General features: G+C 58.9%; 13 protein-coding genes. 2 read left to right on the forward strand and 11 right to left on the reverse strand.

What is annotated here, in order from left to right; genetic code table 11:
- Positions 1-39: 39 nt before the first annotated feature.
- The gene (locus QXZ94_RS23330) at positions 40-3,447 is read right to left on the reverse strand and encodes a M15 family metallopeptidase (protein WP_315722365.1); all 3,408 of its coding nucleotides are present in this window, start codon (positions 3,445-3,447) and stop codon (positions 40-42) included.
- A gap of 659 nt (positions 3,448-4,106) precedes the next feature.
- On the opposite strand from QXZ94_RS23330, the gene QXZ94_RS23335 reads away from it, so the two are divergent.
- Positions 4,107-4,670, forward strand: coding sequence for a recombinase family protein (locus QXZ94_RS23335; RefSeq protein ID WP_315722366.1), 564 nt, complete (start codon positions 4,107-4,109; stop codon positions 4,668-4,670).
- Positions 4,671-4,768: 98 nt separating this feature from the next.
- Here QXZ94_RS23335 and QXZ94_RS23340 read toward each other — a convergent pair whose 3' ends face one another.
- The 10 genes from QXZ94_RS23340 to QXZ94_RS23385 form a co-directional block, all read right to left on the reverse strand.
- A complete protein-coding gene (locus tag QXZ94_RS23340; protein ID WP_315722367.1) occupies positions 4,769-5,035 on the reverse strand; it encodes a hypothetical protein in 267 nt (88 codons plus the stop codon).
- Between the two features lies 1 nt (position 5,036).
- Positions 5,037-5,438 (reverse strand): hypothetical protein, encoded by a 402-nt coding sequence (locus QXZ94_RS23345; RefSeq protein ID WP_315722368.1) that lies wholly within the window; start codon positions 5,436-5,438, stop codon positions 5,037-5,039.
- Positions 5,435-5,626, reverse strand: a complete 192-nt coding sequence (locus tag QXZ94_RS23350) for a hypothetical protein (RefSeq protein ID WP_315722369.1) — start codon at positions 5,624-5,626, stop codon at positions 5,435-5,437. The genes QXZ94_RS23345 and QXZ94_RS23350 overlap by 4 nt, the downstream gene beginning before the upstream one ends.
- A 487-nt stretch (positions 5,627-6,113) precedes the next feature.
- Positions 6,114-7,184: a hypothetical protein gene (locus QXZ94_RS23355; RefSeq protein WP_315722370.1), complete on the reverse strand. Its 1,071-nt coding sequence runs from the start codon at positions 7,182-7,184 to the stop codon at positions 6,114-6,116.
- An 87-nt stretch (positions 7,185-7,271) separates the two neighbouring features.
- Positions 7,272-7,457, reverse strand: coding sequence for a ribbon-helix-helix protein, CopG family (locus QXZ94_RS23360; protein ID WP_315722371.1), 186 nt, complete (start codon positions 7,455-7,457; stop codon positions 7,272-7,274).
- Positions 7,458-7,996: 539 nt separating this feature from the next.
- Positions 7,997-10,765 carry a DEAD/DEAH box helicase gene (locus QXZ94_RS23365; protein ID WP_315722372.1) on the reverse strand — a complete coding sequence of 923 codons (2,769 nt, stop codon included), beginning with the start codon at positions 10,763-10,765 and terminating at the stop codon, positions 7,997-7,999.
- Between the two features lie 9 nt (positions 10,766-10,774).
- Positions 10,775-11,290: a hypothetical protein gene (locus tag QXZ94_RS23370; protein WP_315722373.1), complete on the reverse strand. Its 516-nt coding sequence runs from the start codon at positions 11,288-11,290 to the stop codon at positions 10,775-10,777.
- A complete protein-coding gene (locus tag QXZ94_RS23375) occupies positions 11,287-14,493 on the reverse strand; it encodes a DUF1156 domain-containing protein (protein ID WP_315722374.1) in 3,207 nt (1,068 codons plus the stop codon). The genes QXZ94_RS23370 and QXZ94_RS23375 overlap by 4 nt, the downstream gene beginning before the upstream one ends.
- Before the next feature lie 13 nt (positions 14,494-14,506).
- On the reverse strand, positions 14,507-15,496 hold the full coding sequence (locus QXZ94_RS23380; protein ID WP_315722375.1) for a hypothetical protein: 990 nt from the start codon (positions 15,494-15,496) through the stop codon (positions 14,507-14,509).
- A complete protein-coding gene (locus tag QXZ94_RS23385) occupies positions 15,496-18,225 on the reverse strand; it encodes a nucleoporin (protein ID WP_315722376.1) in 2,730 nt (909 codons plus the stop codon). The genes QXZ94_RS23380 and QXZ94_RS23385 overlap by 1 nt, the downstream gene beginning before the upstream one ends.
- Before the next feature lie 326 nt (positions 18,226-18,551).
- Between QXZ94_RS23385 and QXZ94_RS23390 the strand changes: the two genes are divergently transcribed.
- A complete protein-coding gene (locus QXZ94_RS23390; RefSeq protein ID WP_315722377.1) occupies positions 18,552-18,929 on the forward strand; it encodes a helix-turn-helix transcriptional regulator in 378 nt (125 codons plus the stop codon).
- The last annotated feature ends 385 nt before the right edge of the window (positions 18,930-19,314 follow it).

A 19,314-nucleotide genomic window follows, 5' to 3' on the forward strand; every position in this document is an offset into this window, starting at 1 on the left:
TAACGCAATCGCCTGTTGCGAGTGCGAGAACTACGACCTTCAGGTATATTCGGTCTCACTGTCGTGGGCACGCCAATTCATTGACTCATCGATGCGTCGCTGTACCAGGGCCGCCAGTGCTTCCGGATCGTGCGAACCACCGTTGATGTGGATCGCGACATTTCCGGGGACCGAACGGGCATCCCCTCCGCCAGCTCCAGACGTCGTTGCTGGAGGTACGTTCTTCACCGTATCTGCCGGAGTAGGAACCTTGTCCAACCAAGGCTTCTTTCCGGTCCATTCGAAGTGCATGGGATCGCGGTAGCGTCGCGACCAATCGCCTCCCCACGACAGGCCGTGCTTAGCAGCCATGTCGCGAACGTTCGCCGGCATATCAGTGCCGCCGTACTGCGGGTTAGCCGCCGGGTTGATATCGATCGCGTTGCCGTAGGCATGCTGAGACCAACCGGATGCGCCCTTCTTCTTGCGCGGGCTGTATCCTCCAAGCGACTTGATCTTGTAGCCCGAGGATTCGAGTTCATCGACGAAACCTTTGAAGGACTCCGCCGCAGCGGCGTTGACTGTGAACCTCTTGCCGGTGGCAGTGACGATTGAGACTTGGTTTTCGCCGATACCGCCATACTGACCGTGCATGAAGTTGGCTGCCCCCTTAATCCCGAGCTTCTCAGCCAAGCCGGCCTGAGCGCCGGACGCGATGTTGGAGCTTCCGGACTGACCGTCAGCCATCTGGCTCATGAACTTGCCGACACCGCCGACCCAATGCTTATTCAGTCCATTCGGATCGTTCGCGGCTCCAATCGGCGCATAGATGTTGCCCATACGACCGAGATCGCCACCAGCCCTGGACCAGTTTTTGGCGACAATCGAAGCCGTCTTCTCAATACCGGCATCGAGGCTACCGAACCGCATCTTGCCGGCCGACGTCATGAGACCACCCGGGTTGTTCCAGTTCAGATTCTTACCCTGACCAGTCTCGTGGGCCATGATGCCCGCCAAAAGCGCAGGACTGATGCCGTTCGCCTTCGCTGCGGATACGACTTGATCGTACTTGTCTGCCATCGCTGTGCCAGCGAACACCCGGGCAAATGCCGACCTGTTTAGGCCGCTCGCCATGCTGCCACCCGTTCCGGAAAACGAAGGCATCCGATCGCGGCGGATGATGCCACCGGACCCAACGCCAAAGTTCGGAAGGATGCTGCCGGGCGCGCTTTTAAACAGAGCGGTCGGGTTGGCGCTACCAAGTGCCGGTTGGATTGGAACGGGCGATACACCGGCACCACCGGCGACGAATGAAGAACGCTCGACGATGGCACCATATTTTGCAAGCTGATCCTTCAACTCATCGACGGCGGAAGACGCTCTGCGTCGGCCGGAGAAGTCCGTAGGTGCGCCATCCTTGCCTTGACCCTGCTCTTTCTTGAGGCGCTTCTCTCGTTCCTTTTTGAACTCCTCTTGCAGCGCCTTGAAATCTTCGGGGCTGTTGTCCGGCCTGCCATCGCCGTAGAGCAGCATGCCGAGCCAGCCGGTCAATGGGGCAGCTACACGGCCGGACACCTTTGGGGCTGCTTTCTTGATGGACTCCTTACCAGGAACCAAGCCGGCGATCCACTCGACCCACTTGCCGATGCGCCATAGGAACGCGCTAACGGCTCCGAGCACCGTAACGAGCGGCGCGAGGAAGCGAAGCACCAACGTGAAGCCGAGTAGTTCGGTCGCGAGCTTCGCCATAGCCTTCGTGTCACCTACGTTGACGCCGGCAAACTTTGCGATGCCGGTGAAGACGTCCTTCATGGTGGACCAGACGGCCTTGATCCCTTCGGCAATGCCTTGGCCTATCTCGCCGTACCTTTTGGCATCGCCTACCGAGGCGCCACCGAACGCATTATCGAGCAGTTGTTTCCATGAGCCGTATCCGAATCCTGTCCGGATGCCGTCGACGAAATTCCGGACGTTCTCGGTCAGGCGGCTATAGTCGAATGCGTTACTGAAGTCGCGGAACCAGTCGCTGATTTCTTCGAACGCATCGGTGAAGCCACCGCCCATATGTTCGAATGCGAGCGCGAAGCTCTGAACGATACTGTTCCACCGACCTTGGAGCGAGTTGGTTTTGAGCTTCGACGCTTCCGCGATCTTGTCCGTCTTTTCTTCAACGGCTTTCCTGGTTGAGATAATCTGATCGACGGCGTTCCCGATCTGCAGAATCTCATCGTCCCAGGATTCTCCTCCGAGCAGCCGAGCAACATGGGTTCTCTTCTGGTCGGAAAGCGACTTCATGCGCTTAAACATGTCGATCAGAAGATTCATGGGGTCGTCGGCGGCACGCCTCGACATTGCAGACTTGCCGCCAAGCCCTAGAAGTCTCGCTGCCTGATCTAGATCCTTCGCCTTCTGACCTCTCGCGCTGCTGCCGCCGACCAACGTTGAAACCAGGTTGCTGATCGCGTTGCCAGCTTTGCCCGGTTGTACGCCGCTGGAAACGGCCACCGACAAGAGGGTTGCAAGATCACGTTCGTTGAGCTTGCTCATCGAAAGCGCAGCGTTGCCCTTCTTAAAGCCCTGAATTACCTCATCAGGATCAGCGGCCGTCTCCGCGGCTGCTACGCCGATCGCGTTCATCATGGCAAGCACGCGCTTCGGGTCCACGTTCCTGACGTCTCCGCCGAAGATGGTGGCCACCTTGCCGCTGAGCTTGATCAGTTGGTTGACGTCCAACTCAAGCGCAGACGTCGCCTCAAGTGCGCCCTGCGTGATCTGGCGAGCAGCGCCCCTGCCGAATCCCGCCTTCAGCGACTCGGTGAAGCTGTCGATGATCTTGCTGGCGGACTCGCCGAACTTGATTGAAGACTTGTCGATCCAGCCCCTTCGCTCGCTCTTGATCTCATCGCGGCTAAGGTCACCGAAAATGGAGGCCTTCACCTCACTCAGATCGGATTGCATGCGGCGCTTGAGGGCCGCTCCGATGCCGCCAGCCGTGGCTACGCCACCGATCGCGAGTTGGCGGGCAGTCGGTCCGGTAATGCGGCCAACACCACCATATCCAAATCGGCCACCGCCACCACGTCCGGCTGATCGTTCGGCTCTGCGCTCCGCAGCAGCGCGACGCTCGACTTGACGCAGATAGCCGGCTTCCATCCGCTCAAGAGACTGAAACATGCGGCGCGTATCGGCAACACGCTGATCAGCCGCCCTGCGCCAATCGTGAGATATGGAGCGGGCGGCGGACTTGCCGGTGTTCGCGAGACCTCGCATTTGTTGCGCCGCTGCCTGCGCTGCCCGGTTAAAGCCGTCCATGGACGACAATCCGGCGCGTCCCACGCCGGATAGCTGATTGTTGATCCGCTTGGCGATGTTTTCGAACTGCTTAAAGTCCGCGATCACCCGCTTAAGGACCGGCGACATTTCGTTGACGGCGGTTAGACGGGCGTGGATATCGAGGTCTTCTGACACGTGTTATCTTTCTTGTTGTTGGCGTCACGCGGACGCATGAACCTACCGAGATGTGAGGGGTACTTTTGAGAGGCGGTGGGGTCGTAATTCGTCTTTTACGGAATCGATCAGAAAAGGCGCTTCCCAACCCCAGCCGGCATATCGCCAAAAAAGTTTCGACTCTGCCCCGTCGGTTTCGGTGCTGGGAAACCGTTTTCGGCAGACTTGCAGCGGTGTGGCTGGTCGATGCCGCCGCTTCGCGAAGGCCGATCACCATCTGGCCAAGACGCCAGCGCGATCTTGGCTCCGCCAAGCGCATGCGCCCGGCTACATGGTGTTGGACCACACCAACACGGTGAGGCTCGGATGCAGCCAGTGGGAATACGACGCTATGCTGAGGCAGAAGCGTTCGCCAACACGCTATGAAGCCCATAGGACAGGTGGACGGTCATGCAAGCAGGCCCGCTACCGGTTCGCTCTGCGGCCAGTGGCGCCGACGCCAGTGCAAGTGCGAGGGCAGCCGTTCGGGTTGGCAATCCCGTCCAGCACCGTCTCTTTAGGGTATACGGTAGCGAGACGACGCGCTGAGACGGAAATTGTGTCTCAATAGGATTGACAATTGAGATATGAGACGTCATTGTCTCAAGGTCTAGAGTCAAACGAGACAGGAACCCCTTGGAATGCCCGTTATCGGATACGCTCGCGTCAGCACCACCGATCAAGACTTGTCGATCCAGGAAGCCGCCCTGCGGGCTGCCGGCTGCGACATCATCAGGACTGAGAAACGGTCCGGTACGACCACGGCGGGCCGCGAGGAGCTTCGGACCGTCCTGGACTTCATGCGCACGGGGGACGTGCTGGTCGTCACCCGCGTTGATCGGCTCGCGCGGTCGATTGGCGACCTGCAAGACATCGTTCGCGAGATCAAGGCGAAGGGCGCTGCCCTGAAGGCCACCGAGCAGCCGATCGACACCAGCACCGCAGCCGGCAAGGCCTTCCTCGACATGCTTGGGGTGTTCGCAGAGTTCGAAACGAACCTCCGGAAGGAACGGCAGCTGGAAGGTATCGCCAAGGCCAAAGCGAACAACGTCTATAAGGGCCGTAAGCCCTCTATCGACGTCGCGAAAGTCCGAGAGTTGAAGGCGGCCGGGGTGGGTCCTGCAGCGATTGCGAAACAGCTCAAGATCGGTCGTGCGTCGGTCTATCGTGCGTTGGGGGAAGCAGGGCAGGAGGCGCAACGGTGAGAGCCGAAGCGACGGGGTGAGCGATCCAGCGTTTCTCAATCACCGTCGCGCCTCCACTGGTCGAAGTACTAAACGGCTAATCGCCTAGTGGGGCGCTACTACTGTAACGCCTTCCCCTCTCTTTCGATCTCTGCCAGCTTCGTCAGTGCGGCATCCAGCGCGGCTTCCTCTGCGGCGGCGTCCCGGACCCGGTTCAGCGCCACGCGAGCGGCTTCAACTTCCTGTCGGGCTGCCTCAAGGGCGCGACGCCGTTCAAAGTCCTGGATGGCTTTGGCACGCTCTGCCCGAACTTCGGACGGGACGCTTTCGATCAGGTCGGCAGTAGCATGAACCGAGCGTGAGCGGCGGAATGTGTAATTCGTCATGTCATTTTCCTTGGCGGCGGCTTGCCGCAACTGCATCCATGTGAGCCCGGGTAACGGTGCCGGCGGGATAGCGCTCGCGGACCGCGTTGAAGTCCCCCGGCAAGGCCTGCCTGCGAGACACAGCCACGGCGGCCCGCATCTGTTCGGTCATCGTCACATTGCCGGCTGGCCGATCGTCGGGCCGGCCTGCATCGACGGGCCTGAAAGCGGTCGGCATCGCTTCTCGCAGCGCGCGGGCATAGTCGGCCGGCGCGAGCGCGCCTTTGCCGGGCACCATGATGAGGCCATGGGGCGTCAAGACGGCCCCGGCAAGATCGACGGCGGCCTGACGGATCGCGTCTGCCGTAGCTCCATAGCCCTGTTTCTTGGCAGCCTCGACTACCAGCGACTCCAGATCCGTCATCGGCTGGCCTCCCGCTTCAAACGGTCGATCAAGGCGCGCCGCATCCACGAACTGCGGTTCGGGCTCGATGGGTCGTCTTGCGCGGCTGCTCGGTCGATTTGTTCCAGCAGTAGCTTCGGAATTACAAGACTGACGTTCTCCATCGGGCTGGCGACGAGGTCAGATGGATCGAACTTGATAGTGGCCATGAGGGGACTCCATGAATCGAAAAGCCCGCTCGGCTGACCCGGCGGGCTGAAGTGACGGTTGCAAAAATGGAAATGGCCACCTTCAAGAGGCGGCCATTATTCATCGTGAACTTGTAGCAGTCTATCTGTAATCCTACCAAATATACGGCAATGCGTCAAGGGCGTGCAAACGGCCGGCATCGAGATGCGAAAATCAAATGTCCCTTTTTATGCGATCGGAATCGAGCGAACGGCAGAACCACGACTGAGGTTTAGTTCGCTCCTGTGGGGACTCAACCTGAGTTGACTTCGTTCGGTCGATACCGGCGCTAGAACACTTCGACTTTCCTCTGTCCGTGCTCCAGAGCCTGAATGCTGACTCTGGAGCGCTTTGAACGAGTTGGCCGGCGGTTGGCCGTGAGGTCGCAGAGAACGCACCGGTGAGGCCCGCAGGGGCCGGGCTGACCGGCTTCCGAATACGAAAATCCCGTGGAGACCGGCTGCCCGTTCAGATAGCGACAGTCCGGCGCGCCAAGACGCGGCGATGACGCTCCTCCACCGTCTCTTCCGGTAAGTCGTGCTCATCCGTCCAGCGCCGTTTTGCGAGCCAGTTGGCCGGATAGCTGACGAAGCGGCGGCGGTCCAGATCCCTCACGTCCCTGCGGACATCTGGACTTTGGGCATACCGCCGCATTCCATTGACTACGTCTTTGAATTCGACTGCGTCGGATTGTTCGATGCGCTCAAGCTCAGAGAGCGCTGCGTCCTTTCCAACCTTGAGGGGAACCACGTTCCAAAACTGCTCCTTGTAGTCGGCCGGCCATTGCTCCGTCTTTCGGACCGTAGCCGGTTGATGGGCCGGTACCTTGCCGCCGAGATCGCCTTCTGACTTTGGAACGTCCTTATAAGAGACAGCCGCCAGCCCAACACACCGCGTAGCGACGGGCTCCGCCCGACCTGCGTGGATGGGGTGCGTCTCTGGGAGGGGTGTATGAGGAGAGTCGGGGCCGGTGACCGAACCCTTACCGATAGGTGACCGAACCCCTGATGATAGGTGACCAGACCCCCCTCGATAGGTGACCGAACCCTTGTTATCATCTTGATAGGTCACCGAACCCTCAGGGTCGACTAGGAACGCTCCCCAGTCATTCAACCGGTATCGGTTGGAACCGTCCTTGCCGTCATCGGTCTTTGTATGCTCGACATCCAGGACTGCCTTGCAACTGACAAACTTCGTCTGTCCGCCGGAACGTGTCTGGCGCTGACCAGACTTCAACTCCTTGATGATGCGCTTAACAGCACTCACGTCCTTGGCGCAGTCGTTCGCGATCGTTTCATACCTCGGATACGCGCACCCCCACAGGCTCTCATCGGTGCCAGGCTTCCCCTCGTTCAGTCGGTCAACAACCGAAAAGAGCGCTCTGAACTGAGCATCGGTGATTTCAGGATCACGGCAAAAGGATCGCATTTGCTTCAGCGTGCGACCTTGTGTGATCTTAATCTTACTACCGTCTGGCGTCGAGATGACTGGCGTCTGATGGTCAGGCTTGCGGTTGCTTTTCTGGTTATTTTTCGGCATAGTCACTCGTGTTCAATCGTGATGGGTTGGACAGACGGTGAAATGGTTTCTGAAGCCCATGGCGCGCCAACGCCGTGGGCTTCTTAGTTAGTGGTCACTTGCGGCGGTCCGCAGCCATTGCAGACGCTCCTCGATGGCCTGGCGCACGAACTCCGACCTGCCCTGACGCAGGTTCAGGCGCGCTTCATCCAGCGCGGCCAGTTGGTGCGCTGACAGCCTGAAGCCGACATAAGGCCGCGCGGTGTCGGGGTCATAGAAGAGACGGTGGTTCATAGTTCCTCCAAAACGAAACGCCCCGGCAGGATTGCCGAGGCGCAAACGGGATGACGAAAAAGCCCCCGCTTGTGGCGAGGTTTTCCTCTGCGAAAATGAATAGCGATGTGGCGGTCCAATAGCACAAACCGGGAACGCTGTCAAATATTTGTCCGCCCGGCCGCATCAGCGATGGACCTGCGGATCATCAGAGCAGCCGCACAGCGCCCCGCCTTAATACCGCACCTCGGAAGAGCGAGGCGCGACCTAGAGCTCGACCGCAACCCGCGCCGATGGACTCATTTTGGCAGCTTAGCAACCAAATCGATGAGCCCCGCACGATGCACGTCGATCATGTCCGGTGACGTCTTCGGTGACAGCGACGCCCGTTCCTTTCGACCAAGGAAGTAAGCGATCCGCTCCGCATTAGCTCCGCTGGGATGAGGCAAGCCCGAGAGCAGGCGGCTTTCCGACAGAAGCCCGAGTTTGACGAGCAGCCCGAGCCCTTCGCTTGCTTTTGGACCCAAGGGCAACGAAACGTTCGAGGTGAGACATAGAGCTTACTGCGTTATCTCGATGTACCCGATCAGCTCAGCCGAGTAGCTGCCGTTTCCGCTTGCGGAACCCTTGTGCTTCAACTCTCGCTGCAAGGTCGGCTCGACTGCGCGTGTAAACAGGTCGAGCCGCTGCTCCGGCCGTAGGGTCGGGACAGCCGATTGGGCTTGAAAGTACTTCTCGCACTGGCGTTCGACCGCCGGGACACGCGCTCCATCCTGCTTGACCGCGATTGGCTGTACCGTCACACGGCGTTCGCCATTGCCAGCGGACGTCTCAACCATCCAGAGCGACAGCAGCACCTGTCCGTCCATCTCACCGGACACGGCGATGCCAAGATTCTCTGGTGGCAGATTGCGCCAGCGCTCCAGCTCCTCCTGCACCAATGGATGGTCTAAGCCCAACAATTGCAGTTCGTCCTGACCCGTCGCAGCTTCGCGGCTCAAAGTGAAGCGGGCACGGCGAGCGCCTTCCGCGGCGACCAGGTCGTAGGTTGCGTTATCGACCTTGATCAGCTTCTGCTGGCGGTCTGCGATCGCAGCCGAGAGGAAACGCACCAGCCTGTCCAGACTGGAAGACACATCCGAGAAGGGCTTGTAGTCATCAAGGCTGAAGCCATCGAGGTCTTGGAACAAGTCGAACACCACTTGCCGCGCTTCGCGCGAATTCGACAGCGCCGCCTCCAATTCCAGCTCCGTGCGCTTCAACTCCGGGTCGGAAAGCGCCTCCTGATATAGGCGGTCATAGTTCAGACGTTCGGACAACTGCCCAAGAATCTGCGCTCGCAAGTCCTCCGCCACGTTGCCTTGTTCGTCCACCTTGCCGACCGCTCGTGCGATCTCGGCCAGCTTCTCGTCCAGGAGCAGGAAGATACGTCCCTCGATAGTATCCGAGAGAACAAGATTATAAACCTGTGCCGTGTCACGTTGACCGTAGCGATGGATGCGCCCTATGCGCTGCTCCATATCCATCGGATTCCATGGCAAATCGAAATTGAATAGAATCCGCGCAAACTGTAGGTTGATGCCTTCGCGTCCTGCCGCCGTGCAAACCAGCACACGCGGACCATCCTTCTGTCGGAAGCGGCGCTCGGCCGCCACCTTGGCTCCGTGATCGCCACCGCGCAACACCACCACGCCCTGGCCGGGGTAGGTTTGTTCTATCTCGCTGGCGATCATGTCGACCGTGCCGAGGTACGTGGCGAAGATCACAATCTTCTCTCTCGGATTCTGTCTCCACAGCGTACCCAATCCGTCGAGTAGCTTCTGCATCTTGGTTTCCCGCTGTTGCGGGAACACGCTCAGTAGTTCACCGATGCGCAATCGCTCTTCAGGCAGATGGAGATTCACCGCTGCCGAGGCGGCTTCTTCCGCGTGCGTGGTCGAATATTCGCTGCCGTAAGGATCGGAGGCCATCGCCAGCGTCTCTTCGTCCAGCTTCTTCACGAGCCGGTATTTCAGATCGGCTAGCACACGATCCACCTCGATGCGACCGACATTGTCACGTAGCAGACCGAATTCCTCGTGGATCAGCTCACGCGCCTCCTCTGTCAATCGCTCGCGGTCTTCGATGTTCAGTTCCTTGTCGCGCAATAGCGCCTCGTGCAGCGTCATCATAAGCAAGCGGCGTTTCAGCGTGCGGCGCACGGCGGCGAAGCTCGACGCTGCGATCTTTTGGAAGATCGCCATCAAGAAGCCCAATGCGCGTCCTTGGCTGCCCTGGCGGCGCGCAAGGTCGAAGCCATCCTCCAAGTACTCTCGCAGCTTCTCATAGAATAGGCGCTCCCCTTGCGCCATAAGGAAAGACTCAGTGTGAACCCAGCGACGTGCAAATAGTGGCGAACCATCAGGCTGGCAGGCGTCCGCCTTCGTCCGGCGGAACATCACCGTGTTGAGCCGGTGGCGATTCTCCACCATCTCATCAGGGCCATGAAACAGCGTTGGGTTTAGCAACTGCACCAGCATCCAGAACTGGAAGTGATTGCCCTGGTGCGGCGTGGCGGAAAGTAGGACCAGGTCACGTGAGTGATCCTTCAACGCTTCCGCCAACTTGTAGTTCTCGGTCTTGCGTACCTTACCGCCGGTGCGGTAGGCGGTCAGGTGATGCGCTTCGTCGAACACGACTAGATCCCAACGCGGCGCATCCAGCAGGCGTTTGATGCGCGCCGGCCGCTTCAGAGTGTCTATACTCGCGATTAATCGATCGTGCTTGGCGAAAGCATTCGTCTTCCGATCTGTGATATCGCCCTCAGACCCGAACACTTCGAAATCGAGATTGAAGACCTCGTTTAATTCGCGGTGCCAGTTGTTCACGAGGCCAGCGGGTACCACCATCAAGGCTCGGTTCAGTTCGCCCCGGCTGGCTAGTTCACGCAGGATAAGCGCGGTTTCGATAGTCTTTCCTAAGCCGACCTCGTCAGCAATCAGGTACCGTCGGGGCGACGCGGTCGCTACACGGTGCGTCAACACCACCTGATGCGGCAACAAGTCAATTTTGGCCGAGGTTAGCGCCGAAGCGCTTTCCATCAACGGCAGCGCGTGCGCCTCGTAAGACAACCAAGCCTTACGTCCCCGATCCGCGCCACCCTCAACAGCACGAAGGATGCGCTCGGTGCGCGTGAGTTCACGCCGCACGGATGCGACTGGCACCCGACGCTCGCCGATGCCAAAGAAAGCACGCAGGTAACCATCACGCGCCGAGTCGAGGACGACACCCTGGCCGTATTCGTGATGGGTGATACGCTCGCCGGGTTGAAACTGAATGTCTGCCGTCACGGCCAACCTTTAAGTAATCCGCAGATGGAACATACCGGCGGGCCTACTCCCGGCGCGCAGTAGGATTTCCTGCGGGTACTCGTTCGCCTCGCCCCATAGGATACGGCCGAAGTCAAGCGGATAGCCATGTGGCGTGTGGCAAAGCCAGCTCACCGCGTCGGTGGATGCTTGCACCTTGATACGATTGTGGCCGGTCGGCAGCCAGAACACCAGCGCGGCGTCGCCTTCGTACTCATCCTGAAACGATAGGACGGCTGGTTTGATCGCATCGCCCAGCCACAACTCGGCATCTGTCGGCGTCAGGAGGTCGAGGCTGCCGTCCAAGCCGGCCACCACGAGTGTCTTGCATCCATTGCTCGGCAGCTCATCTGGCCAGCTACGCGGCACACCCGGTGAACCAGCCGCGCGTAGAAACTGGCGCAAGCTCCAGACCTCACTCGCCGCGCATACTTGGTTGCGTGCTTCCTCGTCCCAGACCCAACTCGTTCCGCGTCGCTGCCAAACGGTGTCCAGGAGCTGCCTCATAGCTCGTACTCCTCGAACAAGGAGCCCTGCGTGGGCCTGACCTGACTGGCTTGCCAAGCGTTGTAGATCGACAGAGCACGGGAGGCGGCGTTACGGGCTGGTTGATCTGGCCCATTGCGGATGAACCATTCAAGTAACGGCTTGAGGGCAATGTGGGGTTTGAAATTTTCGTTCTTCAGTGTGTCCGAAGCATTGATGCCACTGCCTTCGAAGCATGCGCCTATTAAGACGAGCGCCTGATCGAGGTCGAAAATCAGGCGGCGGCGATGCTTACCCGACCACTCACGCGCGAAGTCGAGCGGATTTGTGCGGGTGAAGACCTTATTCTTCTCTGCGCACCAACCGCGCTGCACGAAATCGTCCGGCGTGGTGATGGAGCCTTTAAGAAATTTCTGCAACTGATCTCGCTTCAGTTCGCTGCTATTGCTGAAGGTACGTAAGAACTGACGCGAGATCGGCTCGGCATCGACCGGCGGGGGTTCCCTGCCCTTGTCAGCATCCTCGTCGATTAGCTGATTGATACCGATCAGGGCATCCTTAACCGAGATAGGCCGGCCTTCGTCCACGTACACCTTTCCGTAGTGACGCGAGAAATATTCCAGTGCTTTACCGCGCCGAATGACCTGAAGATCGGCGGCTGGCAGACCTTCTTTGGCGTGGTTTTCCAATAGACTCTGCAACTGCCGCACATCGGCCATTACTTCGCGGCGCATACGACCCCAGCTTACGGGCTTGGGCTCCTCGGTGCGTTTGCGGCAAACGTGGATAATGTCATACTCGATAGTCTGCGAGCCAAACGTTCCAGGTTTTGCGCCCTCACCTTTGGTCTCATCTGAGCGGATCGGGTACGTCGCTTCAAGGTAGTAGCCTGCATCAAACAACGATTCCAGCACTGCTACCCACGGCTCGTCCTCGCTGTGATGGAATGTGAAGGCGAGAATGCCCCCGGGCTTGAGCATGCGATAGGCCTCGCGCCAGCACTGCGTCAGCAGGCGCTGATAGAAGCCGTCCGGGTTCTCAGGCTCGCGAGCACGGTTGGCAACCGCCTCAAGCAACTTTGGCGTGTACTCGGCGCGGAAATAGTTAGGGTATTTGTCCTTCAACGCGAGGCGTAGCCAAACATAGAAAAAATCGGACAATTCCGAGTATTGCAGCAGGCCACCGAAGGGGGGATCTGTTATGACTAGGTCGAGGCTAGCGGCCGTGGCGTAGGTTAGTTCTGTGGACGAACCCTGATACGAAACTGCCTCGCGAACCGAATCGCCGGGAAATACCTTTTCGCTCTTGCCTACGAGTTGAGCTGCTAGAACTGGAGAGTGACGCTTCAGCGTCTCATTACTGACAGCTTCCCACGGATTCAGTGTCCATTCGCGTCCTTCCACGATACCTTCGACGCAAGCGGTCCAGTTCCCGCGTCCCAAGGCTGGGAAAACACAGTTCTCCACGACTGTGGATTTCGGATGGAAATTATTATTCGCGAATTGAGGCTCCAGCTTGTCGCCACCCACATTCCACAGCGTAAACAGACTCTGGTTGCGCAGGTACTGCTGGAACGCGCCCAGCACAAACTCTCGCGTCTTCCAGTCGTAGGCACCTACATTCACGATGGCCTTTAGCAGTTGCGTATGAACCAGCAACTGACGCGGGTTGAACATCGTCCACCAGTGCGTGAAGCCATGGTTTGGAATTCCTCCATTATTCATGTGAGTCATGAAGCCAAATGGGAGTTCGGACCGTGGCCAATAGTCCTTTAGGTCTGCGTCCTTACGAGCTTCCCATTCAGCGAACGCGGCATCGTACTGCCGTGCATGCGTCGCATCGTAGGCTGCAAAGAAACGCCCGTTATAGGGCTTGCCCGCTTCGTGGCGCTTTGGCGCATAGCCCTGCACGGCGTAAGCGGCCATCGGCCCAGTCTTGCCAGTGGCCTTGATGGTGGTGAGCACATCCTGCACCGTGCCGCAGGCCGCGCAGGCGTAGTGCGATTTCTTAGGCACCGTGCCGGCCTCAGACTTGAACGTAACCTTTGTTTCCGGACAGGTCACTTCATCCGGCAGAGCGCCACGCACTTCTAACAAGCGAATATTTGAGGCACGTGCTTGGTCCCATCGAGCGGTCGCGGGCGCGTGGTCCTGGGCCGAGCCGCCATACGGCTGGCCGTTCAAATCTTGCTTTGACGAGCCCGCCAGCCATTGGGGATGCACCAGCAAGCTCAGCTCAACCTTCTTATTCTTGCCCTTGCCGAGATTCACGAGGGCCGTATGGCTGCAGTGGGGGCAGGTCACGCCTTTCCTTCGATCGAGCACAGCGTAAGGGTATTCGCTAGGCGCGACGTAGAGTGGCGCGTCAGGGGCCATGCGCGCTGCTTCTTCCTCGACGTGGAATGCCCCGTCGCACTTGCCGCAAGTGTATTCCCAATGCTTAACCGTGAGGGTTTTCACCGCCATCACTGGGCTGGTCATAATCGGCGTGCGATGGCCGCAGCCTGTCACCTGACACGGCCCGTGCTTAGCCCAGAAGGTATAGATGATTTCCGGCCCTTCATACTGGTAGTTACCGCGCTCTTCACGCGGGATGGAGAGCGGGTCGAAGTCGGCAGGCATCACCTTGTTGCTTGGCAAATGCTTCCATGTGCCTTTCTCGCTATTTGGTCCGTCGCAAAAGTAGTACGGAATGATCTGCGGCTTGACCTCGGCCTCAATGTCGGCGAGGAGCCTCTTCACCTGATCGAGATCGACATTGGCAAGCTCTTGCTTGACCACGAACCACGCCACGGGGTTGAGGTCGTTGCCGACCATCTGCATCCCAAGACGCGAGCCCTCCACCAAGGTAGTGCCGCCACCCATGAAGATGTCAGCCACCTTCAGGTGCTTGAACGCTCCGCGCTTCTGGTGGTTGGCATAGTAGTTATCCCAAACCAACTTGGCCGCGTGCGACGAATCTTCCGGCGCTTTGGTGGCCGCAGCGATCAGCATTGAACGGAACACGCTGGAACGGCGGCGCGCCCACCATTTAGACATCTGGTAGATGGGTTTGCCTGCGTTACCTTCTATAATCGCAACCTGATTGATCGACAGGATTGGGAAATCGACTTCCAGACACGTCTTGGGCCGGCTTGAATCGTTGAAATCGACGGTCTCCAGCACTGCGGTCTTGCCTGCGCCGACAGCCTTGGTGACCTCTTGTGCTAGTCCATTCTTTGCCATCAGCCAGCAATCCTTACTTGGTCAATTCGATGAAGGGCGACAGCACTTCAAGCAACGATAGACCACCATGTGTGAGCGTCGGATAACCGCCCTGGTTACGCCATTTCCTGCGCCCCACGGCCAACAAATACGCACCGTGCGGGCTGCTGATCGGCAGTGCAACAGGGGGCACGAATGGACCGCTGTCTCCGATACCGGGCTTGCTGCGTCCGCTAGAAAAGGTCTGCTTGAGGAACTGGCCCACCTCGCCATCCGTATCAGGGAAGTATCCAGTGGCCGCGTAGCCGTGATCGGACGTAATGACGAGCCGCCGTCCGGTTGCCAGGCGCTCCACAAAGGACCAGAAATCATCGCTACAAAGTTGCTCAGCAACGTCCTTCGTCAGCGCCTCCAGCCCCTGACCTGCACCGGAGCCGTCGTGCAGCTTGGCATCAGGCCAATGATGCCAGAAGATTTGGTTCGGCATGCTGCCGATCAGAGGTTCGCAGTCCTTCCAAGGCAAATCCACTGATTCGGTCCAACTGGATTGCAGCTTGTGTGCAAGGCCACCGCCGTTGTTCTGCAGCTTGCTGCGACCGCCAAAGCCGAGGGCGCGGGCGAATTCACCAGTTTCGCCTGGCAGTTCGGAGGCGTTCGCGCTGACCTCGTGCATCGTGAAGCCGCGCGTTTCCGCACCCTGCAATAACCACGGCAGTTCGCGCAAGGATAGGCCATCGAGGATGAGCACCGCCTTTGCGCTGAAGGGCTCGGCCCACCAGCGCACCAAGCGATCTGACGTACGCTCGACGGTACTGCCGAATGCCTGCCACAAATCCCATCCGCAAGAGGAGAGGAACAGGTCGAGTTCGCCGATCTCCCGGTCGCGCTTGACGACTTCGCTAGGCGCGCTGCCCACAGCCAGCGGCTCGGAAGCGATCTCGACTGTGTGCTTGATAAGGACGCGCCAAGCATCGGCGTCCGAGCCTTGCGTCAGGGCGTGCACCGCGCGGGCCGTCAGAGCCATCAATCGTCCTCCTTCTCAAGATTCAGCTCGAAGGTCATGCCTTCGGGTAGTTTCTTGAGCAGTTCTTTGAGCTGCGAACCGGTGGCGGAGGACACCTTGATCGACACTTCCGCTACTTTGGTGGCCGGTCCAATGCCCCAGCCTTCGATCTTGCCAATCAGGTTGAGGGGCGACGTGGCCGGGTTGGACAGGGGGATGCGCGGCTTGGCAGTTGTGGCGCCGCCGCCGAAGATGCCGCCTGGCGCGGGGTTTGTTGGAGCGCCAGAGGTCGTGTCACCTCCGAACACAGGTGGCGACGGTGGCGGCGCGCCATCGCCGTCGAATAGTCCACCAGTTGGTGATGCTGCAGGGGGAGCGGCACCGCCCGTGGCTGCCGCCGCAGAGGGGAGCATCACGAATACGTCGTCGAGATGGCGACCCGTAAGGGAAAGCTTGGCTCGCAGACGCCGCCACGCGGCGTCCTCATCCTCGCCCGGATGAGTCTGCAGAAATTCCATGCCGCGCACGTTGATTGCGACGCTGCCCTTGGCGCACAAGCGCAGCAGGCGCTCCTTCATCGCCGTTTCGCCGAGCCACGGAATGCAGTCCTGCCCGGCGGGGCGTGGCTCTTGCAGCTCACGCAGCAGCTTCCCGACCGATTCGTTATTGTTTGCGAATTCGAGCACGAGTGCCTCGAAGTCCTCTGGCACGAACAGATCGCTGGTCAGCGCTTCTTCGATTGCCTCAGGAATCTGCGAACCCTGTTTGTCCAGACGCTCGACGCTGAATTTGCATTGCGCGGAGTCCGCAAAATTCCAGCGATAGAGCACAGCGAAGCGATCAAACCGTTTCTTCAGATTGTCTCGCAGAGCGTTCTCGAATTCCTTGTGGAGCTTCTTGTACTCTGGGTTCTGTCCGCTCCATTCCTGAGCTTTCATCTCAGCACGAGCAAGGATGAGCAGGTCACGATCCAGAAAGGCGCTTACCGAGCCATTTCGCGGCAGCAAGAAGCGCACGGTATTACGACGCTTCTGCAACCTGTCTTTAAGCCAACGACCCAGCGTTGGCTCAAGTCGGTCCGGGTCTTCTGGTAGTACGAGGATAGGCAGGCGATCGTCCCATTTGTCAGGCTGTTCAGATTCATCGAGGGACGTCCAGGGATCGCTCGCCCAAGACTTTGGCAAAGCGATCACGCGGAACGTCTTGGCGACCTCATCAGCGCCGCCGATGACGTAACGCACCTGTTTGGCGAGCTGGGCTTGATCGGAGCCATCAGCAAACAGCTTGTCATTGCGCGCGTAGGCCATCAGCTTGGCCCGCGGGTTCTCTTCCTCGCGGAAGAGCAGTTTGTTGCCTTCCTGGTGGATATTGAAGCTGTTCTCGACGATGGTCGCCAGCTCAACCTGAAAGGCGTTATCGTCTAGACGCTTGCTGCGAGTGATGTCCAGTTGCAACGTGGCAGGTTCGGCTCCTGCGAGGTTGCCGACAGCAATCGACCGTAACCATAGCGCACTAACGATCTCTTGCAGATGCGGCGCGACGCTGGCGTGGTCATGTCGCGCCTCTTGCACCGAGATGATGTTCTGCTGCGCCTTTTCACGCAGCATCCGGTGATGCTGGTTGGCCACGGCTTCGAGCAACGCGCCGATGCCGGAGGCCTCGTCATCCAGTCGAAAATCAGCTGCGGTGAGCACCGGAACGATTTCGCCACGGCTTTTGTAAAGATTGGCGAGGATCCGGATCAGGTCGCGCGTTTCCTGCGCGTCTGTAGCGATGAGCACCTGTTCTTCGAGCAGGCGCAACAGATGCGGCGCGTACGGCCACGACTCGATGAACTCTCGGCGCTTCCGATCCTGCTCTGCAGCCGGCACATGGAGAAGACGAAAAGATTCAGCGACGTGCTGTTCAACCAATGATCCAATTGTGCCGTTGGCTATCTGCAAGCGATTATCGAACAGTCGGTGCAACAGCATCCGGCGGCGATCCTGTTGGATGCGCTCGGCGCTACCGCCTGCCTTGAAGTCGATCGCGATTGGATTGACGCGGTGGACCTGCTGATAGGCATCACTGCCGCCGTTCCGCACCGAGATCACCAGCACGAGCAAGTCGGGCCGCTCCTTGGCGATCTCCGAAAGAATCTGGATGAAGTTGAACGCCCAGTTCTTCCACGGATACTGCTTCGTATTGGTGAGGCCATCGTACCACGTCTGGAACTCGTCCAGCAGCAGCATCGTCGGCTTGTTCTCCAGCAATTCAATGATCAGCTTGTCGGATGGAATCTCGGTCTTGGATGCGCCTTGGCCTTCCCACTTCCCCTTGATGAAGTTGCCGTGCGGATGATTGTCGAACAACACGTCCCACAGGAACTTGTAGCGATGGCGATGCAGGCTTTCACCGATGACGTGCATCCCCTCTCGCAGCGCGATCTTAGCGATATTCGGTTCTGCCAGTGTAGTCGCCCATGCATTGAGCCACGCTCGAGTCGACGCCGGGTCGGTCACCGCGTGGTAGAGCGCAGCCATCAAGTGCGACTTACCGAGTCCGCGTTCGCCAATCACGACCACGGGGCGCCCCTGATTGGGGCCGACGGCCTCAATGCCCTTCAGCAGATCGTGGGTGGGATAGGTGATCTCCAAGAATTGCCTGGCCGCGATCTGCGTCGCGCCAGTGTGCTGATCGTTGGAGAGTTCAATCGCCGTACCCTTGAGGCGCCTACCCCGGAATTCTTCACGCAGAGTCAGTCCAAGCATTAGATAAGCTTCCCCCTAGGCAATTCTTCATACCGGAATCGTAATCAAATCAGCAGCATCGCATGTCTTGGACGGTTACGACCGCTCATCCGGTCAGCGCAACCATCTCGATAAAGCCATGCCCCGTACAATTGGCTAATCCACGCTCAAAATGCTGGTCGTGGTTGTGACCCTGAAAAGCAAAAGCGCGCACCGCTGAAATTCAACGACTGCGCGCTCGGCCGCTTGACAGCGACTGTTGAATGCTTTTAAATGCTTTCATTCCAAGTCAAGCAACGCCAATTGACCGGCTTGGAAGAAGTGCATCAACCAAAGGAAATCTTATTATGACTAAGCAACTTATTCAAGATCGCATCCGCATGGTCCGGGAGGGTGCTGGTCTCGACCGACACCAGTTCGCCGCACGTATCAAGAAGTCCTACACCGCCGTTTGGAACTGGGAGACCAAAGGGACGAGCACCGCGTTCGTCCCGGAGGACGGGTCTCTCCGCGACATCGTCGCCGCCTTTCCCAACGTCACCTTCGAATGGCTGCGTAACGGGACGGGCACCGAGCCTGAGTTCGATACCCCTGCCGCAGGAGCTGAGAAGCTGCCAACCGTGCTGAGAAAATTGGAGGACAGCATCCGCGAGTTGGAGCGTATGCCGATCATCGCTCACTATCTCGCGCTCGTTGCCGCGCGGGATGAAGCAATCGCAGCATAGAGCACACACGGTGGTCTTTGGGAGAGACGTTGCCCAGAGACCACCACGCCTCCACCCTCTGCCTTTGCTCTCACGATGCCGCGGCATGGCAATAAACCCGATGCATTCCCAACCTGATTCAGGTAGTCTCAGTGGCACGAGGCGCTACTCAAGAGTGCCACACAAAAACAGATCGTCGGACCAGAAATCGCAATAGAATCAATATGAATAAGGATTGAAGTCTCAGTTCAATCCTGTCCGGCAGCACCATCTCGTTTCCCACATTTTAGCCAAGCCACGGCATCTCGGCCTCATGGTTCGAGACGCGCCGCGTTATGCAATCGTCGTGACCGCTCGGTTCGGGCGCGGCGCTCCTCACCATGAGGGTCTGGCAAAGGCGGTGCTG

The sequence above is a fragment of the Bradyrhizobium sp. SZCCHNS2022 genome (assembly GCF_032377575.1).
Lineage (GTDB): Bacteria > Pseudomonadota > Alphaproteobacteria > Rhizobiales > Xanthobacteraceae > Bradyrhizobium > Bradyrhizobium aeschynomenes.

Excerpts from the sequence above, each read along its gene's own strand:
- QXZ94_RS23335 (WP_315722366.1), top strand. The coding sequence starts at position 4,107 with ATGCCCGTTATCGGATACGCTCGCGTCAGCACCACCGATCAAGACTTG.
- QXZ94_RS23340 (WP_315722367.1), bottom strand. The coding sequence starts at position 5,035 with ATGACGAATTACACATTCCGCCGCTCACGCTCGGTTCATGCTACTGCC.
- QXZ94_RS23345 (WP_315722368.1), bottom strand. The coding sequence starts at position 5,438 with ATGACGGATCTGGAGTCGCTGGTAGTCGAGGCTGCCAAGAAACAGGGC.
- QXZ94_RS23350 (WP_315722369.1), bottom strand. The coding sequence starts at position 5,626 with ATGGCCACTATCAAGTTCGATCCATCTGACCTCGTCGCCAGCCCGATG.
- QXZ94_RS23355 (WP_315722370.1), bottom strand. The coding sequence starts at position 7,184 with ATGCCGAAAAATAACCAGAAAAGCAACCGCAAGCCTGACCATCAGACG.
- QXZ94_RS23360 (WP_315722371.1), bottom strand. The coding sequence starts at position 7,457 with ATGAACCACCGTCTCTTCTATGACCCCGACACCGCGCGGCCTTATGTC.
- QXZ94_RS23370 (WP_315722373.1), bottom strand. The coding sequence starts at position 11,290 with ATGAGGCAGCTCCTGGACACCGTTTGGCAGCGACGCGGAACGAGTTGG.
- QXZ94_RS23375 (WP_315722374.1), bottom strand. The coding sequence starts at position 14,493 with ATGGCAAAGAATGGACTAGCACAAGAGGTCACCAAGGCTGTCGGCGCA.
- QXZ94_RS23380 (WP_315722375.1), bottom strand. The coding sequence starts at position 15,496 with ATGGCTCTGACGGCCCGCGCGGTGCACGCCCTGACGCAAGGCTCGGAC.
- QXZ94_RS23385 (WP_315722376.1), bottom strand. The coding sequence starts at position 18,225 with ATGCTTGGACTGACTCTGCGTGAAGAATTCCGGGGTAGGCGCCTCAAG.
- QXZ94_RS23390 (WP_315722377.1), top strand. The coding sequence starts at position 18,552 with ATGACTAAGCAACTTATTCAAGATCGCATCCGCATGGTCCGGGAGGGT.